A 7,662-nucleotide genomic window follows, 5' to 3' on the forward strand; every position below is an offset into this window, starting at 1 on the left:
AGACACATTCCCGGATGCCGCGGCATCCGGCTCGTCGGCCTGAAGAGGTCGTCGACAACCGAGGAGGCACACCATGCCCAACAGTCCGTTCGACCCGCCCGCTCTCGAGAAGGGGACCCTGCGGATCACGCCGATCGGCGGCCTCGGCGAGGTGGGCCGCAACATGACGGTCTTCGAATACGAGGGCAAGCTCCTCATCGTCGACTGCGGAGTGCTGTTCCCCGAAGAGCACCAGCCGGGCGTCGACCTGATCCTGCCCGACTTCGAGCCGATCAAGGATCGACTCGACGACGTCGTGGGGGTCGTGCTCACGCACGGTCACGAGGACCACATCGGCGCCGTGCCGTACCTGCTGCGCCTCAAGCGCGACATCCCCCTGATCGGATCGGGGCTCACGCTCGCCCTCACCGAGGCGAAGCTCAAAGAGCACCGGATCAAGCCCTTCACCCTCACGGTGAAAGAGGGCGAGCGCGAGCAGCTCGGACCGTTCGACCTCGAGTTCGTCGCGGTGAACCACTCGATCCCCGACGCTCTCGCCGTCGCGATCCGCACCCCCGCGGGGATGGCGCTGGCGACCGGCGACTTCAAGATGGACCAGCTGCCGCTCGATGGCCGGCTGACCGACCTGCGGGCCTTCTCGCGGCTCGGCGAAGAGGGCATCGACCTGTTCCTCGTCGACTCGACGAACGCCGATGTGCCGGGCTTCACTCCGCTCGAGCGTGAGATCGGACCGGTCCTCGATCAGGTCATCGGCCGTGCCCCGCGACGCGTCGTCGTCGCGAGCTTCTCCAGCCACATCCACCGTGTGCAGCAGGTTCTGGATGCCGCGGCGGCGCACGGTCGCCGCGTGGCACTTCTGGGTCGCAGCATGGTGCGCAACATGACGATCGCCGAAGACCTCGGCTACCTCAAGGTGCCCGAGGGCGTGCTGATCGACTACAAGAAGGCGCGCCACCTGCCCGACAACGAGATCGTGTACATGTCGACGGGGTCGCAGGGCGAGCCGATGGCCGTGCTCAGCCGCATGGCGAACCTCGATCACGAGATCGAGCCGGGCGAGGGCGACACCGTCATCCTCGCCTCGAGCCTCATTCCGGGAAACGAGAACGCGATCTACCGCGTCATCGACGGGCTGACCAAGCTCGGCGCCAACGTCGTGCACAAGGGCAATGCCAAAGTGCACGTGTCCGGTCACGCCGCCGCCGGCGAGCTGCTGTACTGCTACAACATCCTCAAGCCCCGCAACGTCCTGCCCGTGCACGGCGAGTACCGCCACCTCATGGCCAACGCCCGCCTGGCGCAGGAGACGGGGATCGCCCCCGAGCGCACGATCATCGCCGAGAACGGCACCGTGATGGATCTGCGCGACGGTGACGTCGAGGTCGTCGGCCAGCTCGATCTCGGCTTCGTCTACGTCGACGGCTCGAGCGTCGGCGAGATCACCGACGCCGACCTCAAGGACCGCCGCATCCTGGGCGAAGAGGGCTTCATCTCGGTCATCGTCGTCGTCGACGCCACGACGGGCAAGGTCATCTCGGGACCCGACATCCACGCCCGCGGCTTCGCCGAGGACGACGCCGTGTTCGACAGCGTCAAGCCCAAGATCGCGGCAGCGCTCGCCGAGGCGGCGCAGTCGGGCGTGCGCGATCAGCACGCGCTCGCGCAGGTCGTGCGCCGCACGATCGGGCGCTGGGTGAACCAGTCGCTGCGCCGCCGACCGATGATCGTTCCGCTCGTCATCGAGGCGTGAGGATGCCGCGCGCCCAGCGCGTCGTCGACTGATTCGCGGCTCCCCGACCGTCCCGAAGGGTCGCGTCGCTCCCGGAATTGTCCGAGGCGGCGCGTACCGTGGGGGAATGGCCAGGAGCTCAAGCCCGACCAAGAATGGTCGTGCGCCCGCACGCGGATCGTCGTCGCGCGCCCGCAAACCCGAGCCGGCGCCCAAGCGATACGTCGGCGACGACGAACGACCGTCCGGATTCGTCCGCGCCTGGCTCGCCGTCGCTCACGCGACGGGCGGGCTGTTCCGCACGTTCGGCCCCGAGACGCTCGAGAAGGACCAGCGCCGCGACGGCTTCCCGTTCCTGCTCGTGCTGCTCGCCGTCGCCGGTGCCGTCAACGAGTGGTTCTTCATCGGCAGCGACGTCGCCGCGACGATCAGCGCCTACAGCGTGGGCGGACTGCTCGGCCGCGAGGCGTTCGTGCTGCCCGTCCTGCTTCTCGTGCTCGCCGGCTGGCTCTTCCGGCATCCGTCTTCCGTCCATGACAACGGCCGCATCGGCATCGGCTTCGGCCTGCTCGTATGGACCGTCGCGGGCTTCTGCCACGTCGCGGGAGGCCGCCCGCAGCCGAACTCCGGACTGCCCGCTCTCAGCGAAGCGGGAGGCCTGTTCGGCTGGATGATCGGCGAGCCCGTCGCGATGCTGCTGACCGACGTCGGCGCGTACATCGTGCTGTCGCTGCTGGCCGTGCTGAGCATCCTGATCATCACCAAGACGCCGCCGAACCGGATCGGCCACCGCCTGGGCGAGCTCTACGCCTGGATGTTCGGCGCCGAACCGCGTGCCCCCAAGTCCACCGTCGAGTTCACCGAGACCCCCGAGGGCGACGGGGAAGATTCGGCACTGCCGTGGTGGCGTCGCAACAAGACCGGTCGCGAGAAAGACCCCGAAGACGGCCTCGGGTCGCAGGATCTCACCGAGCTGCTGCCGGTCGGATCGCCCCAGGGCGGGTTCGAGCAGGCCATCGCACCGCCCTCGCCGCCGCCGCCGGTGCCGACGACCGACGCCCTCACCGAGGTCATCGACCCTGCCGTGCTGTCGGCGGCGAAGGCTGCGAAGCGCTCGGGCACGGGCCTGCGCGACGACGACACGCACGACCAGGCCGACGACGGCATGCTGCCGGGACTCGACGGCGTGGGCACGGACGGCCCGCAGTCCTCGGCCGACTACCGGCTGCCCTCGGTCGATGCGCTGGCGGCGGGAACGCCGCACAAGGCGCGGTCCGAGGCCAACGACACCGTCGTGCGTGCCATCACGAACGTCTTCGAGCAGTTCTCCGTCGACGCCAAGGTCACGGGTTTCTCCCGCGGGCCGACGGTCACGCAGTACGAGATCGAGGTCGGTCCCGGCGTCAAGGTCGAGCGCATCACAGCGCTCACGAACAACATCGCCTACGCGGTCGCCTCGAACGAGGTGCGCATCCTCGCGCCGATCCCCGGCAAGAGCGCGATCGGCGTCGAGATCCCCAACGCCGACCGCGAGATCGTGACGCTCGGCGACGTCCTGCGCTCGCAGAACGCCGTGCGATCGACGCACCCCATGACGATCGGCGTCGGAAAGGACGTCGGCGGCGGTTACGTCGTGGCGAACCTCGCGAAGATGCCCCACCTGCTGGTCGCGGGCTCGACCGGGTCGGGCAAGTCGAGCTTCGTGAACTCGATGATCACGAGTCTGCTCATGTGCGCCAAGCCGACCGACGTGCGCATGGTGCTGATCGACCCGAAGCGGGTCGAGCTGACCTCGTACGCCGGCGTACCGCATCTCATCACCCCGATCATCACGAACCCCAAGAAGGCCGCAGAGGCGCTGCAGTGGGTCGTGAAAGAGATGGACATGCGCTACGACGACCTCGCGTCGTTCGGCTTCCGCCACATCGACGACTTCAACAAGGCGGTCGTCGCCGACGAGATCCAGCTGCCCGCGGGCAGCGAGCGCGTGCTCAAGCCGTACCCGTACCTGCTCGTCGTCGTCGACGAGCTCGCAGACCTCATGATGGTGGCTCCCCGCGACGTCGAGGACTCGATCGTCCGCATCACGCAGCTCGCCCGAGCGAGCGGCATCCACCTGGTCCTCGCGACGCAACGGCCTTCGGTCGACGTCGTGACGGGGCTCATCAAGGCGAACGTCCCCTCCCGTCTCGCCTTCGCCGTCACGAGCGTCACGGATTCGCGCGTCATCCTCGACCAGCCCGGTGCCGATCGGCTCATCGGGCAGGGTGACGGGCTCTTCCTGCCGATGGGCACGTCGAAGGCTCTGCGTGTGCAGGGCGCGTGGGTGAGCGAAGCCGAGATCGAGAAGGTCGTCAAGCACGTCACGAACCAGGCGCGACCCGAGTACCGCTCCGATGTCGCGGCCGTCGTCGAGAAGAAAGAGATCGATGCCGACATCGGCGACGACCTCGAGCTGCTCCTGGCGGCGGCCGAGCTCATCGTCTCGACGCAGTTCGGCTCGACCTCGATGCTGCAGCGCAAGCTGCGGGTCGGCTTCGCGAAGGCCGGGCGACTCATGGATCTGCTCGAATCGCGCGAGATCGTCGGCCCCTCCGAGGGGTCCAAGGCCCGCGACGTGCTCGTCACGAACGAGCAGCTGCCGGGCGTGCTCGCACGGCTTCGCGGTGACGACGTGCCCGAACCGGCGGCATCCGATCCCTACGGGCCCGACGCGGCAGAGACCCAGTTCGACGGCTACGAGGTCGTCGAGAGTGACGAGGGCTCCGAAGACGCGTGGGGACTCACGGGGCGCGATTGACCTCGCGGCGCGGCCGGTAGGCTCGGCGCATGGCGATCCCGAGGCAACTGCCCAACGCGATCACGATCGTGCGGATCCTGTGCGCTCCGGTCTTCCTGTGGATGCTGCTGGCCGACGGGGGCGCCGACGGCGCACTCCGGTGGTGGGCTGCCGCGCTGTTCATCGTCGCGATCGCGACCGACGGGATCGACGGGTATCTCGCACGCAAGCACGACATCGTCACGGATCTCGGCAAGCTGCTCGACCCCATCGCCGACAAAGTGCTCACGGGACTGGCGTTCGTCGGGCTGTCGATCCTCGGTGAGCTTCCGTGGTGGATCACGATCGTCGTGCTCGTGCGCGAGGTCGGGATCACGGTCTATCGCTTCGCCGTCGTCAGCGACCACGTGCTCGCGGCCGCCTGGATGGGCAAGCTGAAGACGGTCGCTCAAGCCGTGGCGCTCTCGCTCGCGCTGCTGCCGCTGTGGACGCTCGTGGGGGAGTGGATCTTCTGGGTCAACGGCGTCACGATGGCGATCGCGGTCGCGCTGACGATCGCGAGCGGGATCGACTACATCGTGTCCGAAGTGCGCGGCGCACGCGCGCGACGGCGATGACGGATGCCGCTGCGCCTGCGATCCTGCGACGGCTCGCCGCCCGCGGCTGGACGATCGCCGTGGCGGAGTCGCTGACGGGCGGGCTGGTCGCGTCGGCGCTGATCGACGTTCCGGGAGCGTCGGCGTCGATGCGCGGCGGCGTCGTCGCGTACGCGACCGACGTCAAGCGGGATGTGCTCGGTGTCGACGGCGACCTCCTGGCATCGCGCGGCGCCGTGGATCCGGCCGTCGCCCAGCAGATGGCCGAGGGGGCGCGTCGTCTGCTGGACGCGGATGTCGGCGTCGCGACCACGGGTGTCGCCGGCCCCGAGCCGCAGGACGGCCAGCCGGTCGGCACGGTGTGCATCTCGGTCGTCACGCCGGCCGGCAGCACGGCGGTGCGGACGCACGTGCCCGGTGACCGCGCGGAGATCCGCGCCGCAGCCGTCCGCAAGGCGCTCGCGACCTGTCTGCAGGAGCTGTGACCGCCTCGTCGAGGCTCTTCGTTGTACGGCGATTCCCACCCATTCCACAGCCCGCGGGATTAGATTGGAAACAGCCGATGTTGTACCGTTGTCCACCCGGACATCGGACGGAATGCGAAAGGGAGGGGGCCTGAAAATGATCCTGGTTCGCCAAGAGATCGGCGAAGTCCTGCGTGACTTCCGCCAGCAGAAGGGCCGCACCCTCCGTCAGGTTGCCGGTCGCGCGAGCGTTGCGCTCGGCTACCTCAGCGAGGTCGAGCGAGGCCAGAAGGAAGCATCGAGCGAGATCCTCGCCTCGGTCGCCGAGGCACTGGACGTGCCCATCTCGACCATCATGCGCGAGGTCGGCGATCGCATCTCAGTCCTCGAGGGACTGCACGGCTTCCCCGACGTCGTTCCCGACGATCTCGTCGCCGAGGTCGGCCCCGAGCTCTCGCTGCGCTGACGCGCGGGATCGACCGCGCTCGTGCGACGCAGTGAGTTCTTGCGCGCCGTCGCCGACGAGTTCGGCGCGCGCGGTGAGTCGCTGCTCTCCGACCTGTCGCTCGGCGGAGTGGGCGGGCGCACCGGCACTGATGCGCTCGCGGCCGGCGTGCCGCCGAAGGACATCTGGCTCGCCTTGTGCGCCGAGATGGACGTTCCCCTCGAACGGCGCCATGGCGTGGGGCGGCTGGAGCCGAAGCGCCACTGAGCGCACCGGCGTGTCGTCGAAGATTCGTTCGATGTCGACGTAGGCTCCTCCACAGCGGGTGTCGAGGGCGTGTCTTCCACGGAACGCCGAGAGCCCCGGCCGATGTCGGAGCCCCTGCCTACCGTGGAACACGTCGAACGACACCACACGCCTTGCCGCAGTTCTCGAGCCTCCCGGTTCGGGGCGCGGCAGCCTACAGGCGACGGACCTCCGGAGACGGACAGAGCACAAGGAGCACGCCATGCCATCACCCGCTGACCGCGAGAAGGCCCTCGAATCGGCCCTCGCCCAGATCGACCGACAGTTCGGGAAGGGCTCGGTCATGCGCCTGGGCAGCGACGAGCGCGCGCCCGTCGAGGTCGTCTCGACCGGCTCCATCGCGCTCGATGTCGCGCTCGGTATCGGCGGTCTGCCCCGTGGGCGCATCATCGAGATCTACGGCCCGGAGTCGTCGGGAAAGACGACGCTCACCCTGCACGCGATCGCCAACGCGCAGCGCGCGGGCGGAATCGCCGCGTTCATCGATGCCGAGCATGCGCTCGACCCCGATTACGCGCAGAAGCTCGGCGTCGACATCGATGCCCTCCTCGTGTCGCAGCCCGACACGGGCGAGCAGGCGCTCGAGATCGCCGACATGCTCGTGCGATCCGGTGCGATCGACCTCGTCGTGATCGACTCGGTGGCCGCCCTCGTGCCGAAGGCCGAGATCGAGGGCGACATGGGCGACTCGCACGTCGGTCTGCAGGCGCGCCTCATGTCGCAGGCCCTGCGCAAGCTGACGGGTGGTCTCAACCAGACCAACACGACGATGATCTTCATCAACCAGCTGCGCGAGAAGATCGGTGTCTTCTTCGGTTCGCCCGAGACGACCGCGGGCGGCAAGGCGCTCAAGTTCTACGCGTCGGTGCGTCTCGACATCCGCCGGATCGAGACCCTGAAAGACGGCACCGATGCGGTCGGAAACCGCACGCGCGTCAAGGTCGTCAAGAACAAGATGGCCCCGCCGTTCAAGCAGGCGGAGTTCGACATCCTCTATGGCGTCGGAATCTCGCGCGAAGGAAGCCTCATCGACTTCGGTGTCGAGCACGCCATCGTCAAGAAGTCCGGCGCCTGGTACACCTACGACGGCGAGCAGCTGGGGCAGGGCAAAGAGAACGCCCGCAACTTCCTTCTCAAGAACCCCGACATGGCAGCCGACATCGAATCGAAGATCAAGGCGAAGCTCGGCATCGGCCAGCCCAAATCCGTCGATGCGGCGGCCGCTGACGAACTGGCCGCGCGGCGACCGGCCTGATGCCTCGGCGCAGCTCGGCAACCATGCCTCGACGTCGGTCGACAACCAGGCTGAGCGATGAGTGACGGGGGCGAGCGGGATGCGCTCG

7 protein-coding genes are annotated in these 7,662 nt (G+C 68.4%); all 7 read left to right on the forward strand.

Translation table 11 applies throughout. The annotated features are described in order from the left end of the window. Positions 1 to 73: 73 nt before the first annotated feature. The 7 genes from ACFC3F_RS13320 (at position 74) to recA (ending at position 7,574) form a co-directional block, all read left to right on the forward strand. Positions 74 to 1,750 (forward strand): ribonuclease J, encoded by a 1,677-nt coding sequence (locus tag ACFC3F_RS13320; RefSeq protein ID WP_376130553.1) that lies wholly within the window; start codon positions 74 to 76, stop codon positions 1,748 to 1,750. A gap of 106 nt (positions 1,751 to 1,856) precedes the next feature. After that, positions 1,857 to 4,529, forward strand: a complete 2,673-nt coding sequence (locus tag ACFC3F_RS13325; RefSeq protein ID WP_376130556.1) for a DNA translocase FtsK 4TM domain-containing protein — start codon at positions 1,857 to 1,859, stop codon at positions 4,527 to 4,529. Between the two features lie 29 nt (positions 4,530 to 4,558). Further along, the gene (gene pgsA / locus ACFC3F_RS13330; RefSeq protein ID WP_376130558.1) at positions 4,559 to 5,125 is read left to right on the forward strand and encodes a CDP-diacylglycerol--glycerol-3-phosphate 3-phosphatidyltransferase; all 567 of its coding nucleotides are present in this window, start codon (positions 4,559 to 4,561) and stop codon (positions 5,123 to 5,125) included. Beyond that, on the forward strand, positions 5,122 to 5,589 hold the full coding sequence (locus ACFC3F_RS13335; protein ID WP_376130561.1) for a CinA family protein: 468 nt from the start codon (positions 5,122 to 5,124) through the stop codon (positions 5,587 to 5,589). Before pgsA ends, ACFC3F_RS13335 begins: the two co-directional genes overlap by 4 nt. A gap of 136 nt (positions 5,590 to 5,725) precedes the next feature. Further along, positions 5,726 to 6,034 carry a helix-turn-helix domain-containing protein gene (locus ACFC3F_RS13340; protein WP_376130564.1) on the forward strand — a complete coding sequence of 103 codons (309 nt, stop codon included), beginning with the start codon at positions 5,726 to 5,728 and terminating at the stop codon, positions 6,032 to 6,034. Between the two features lie 39 nt (positions 6,035 to 6,073). After that, on the forward strand, positions 6,074 to 6,280 hold the full coding sequence (locus ACFC3F_RS13345) for a DUF3046 domain-containing protein (protein WP_376130567.1): 207 nt from the start codon (positions 6,074 to 6,076) through the stop codon (positions 6,278 to 6,280). Positions 6,281 to 6,521: 241 nt separating this feature from the next. Further along, a complete protein-coding gene (gene recA, locus ACFC3F_RS13350) occupies positions 6,522 to 7,574 on the forward strand; it encodes a recombinase RecA (protein ID WP_376130570.1) in 1,053 nt (350 codons plus the stop codon). Positions 7,575 to 7,662 lie beyond the last annotated feature (88 nt).

This window comes from Microbacterium sp. NPDC055910 (genome assembly GCF_042271185.1).
In the GTDB taxonomy this organism is placed as follows: Bacteria; Actinomycetota; Actinomycetes; order Actinomycetales; family Microbacteriaceae; genus Microbacterium.

What these genes read in the sequence shown, in the direction of transcription:
- ACFC3F_RS13335 (WP_376130561.1), top strand. Translation starts at nt 5,122, where the DNA reads ATGACGGATGCCGCTGCGCCTGCGATCCTGCGACGGCTCGCCGCCCGC.
- pgsA (WP_376130558.1), top strand. Translation starts at nt 4,559, where the DNA reads ATGGCGATCCCGAGGCAACTGCCCAACGCGATCACGATCGTGCGGATC.
- ACFC3F_RS13325 (WP_376130556.1), top strand. Translation starts at nt 1,857, where the DNA reads ATGGCCAGGAGCTCAAGCCCGACCAAGAATGGTCGTGCGCCCGCACGC.
- ACFC3F_RS13320 (WP_376130553.1), top strand. Translation starts at nt 74, where the DNA reads ATGCCCAACAGTCCGTTCGACCCGCCCGCTCTCGAGAAGGGGACCCTG.
- ACFC3F_RS13340 (WP_376130564.1), top strand. Translation starts at nt 5,726, where the DNA reads ATGATCCTGGTTCGCCAAGAGATCGGCGAAGTCCTGCGTGACTTCCGC.
- recA (WP_376130570.1), top strand. Translation starts at nt 6,522, where the DNA reads ATGCCATCACCCGCTGACCGCGAGAAGGCCCTCGAATCGGCCCTCGCC.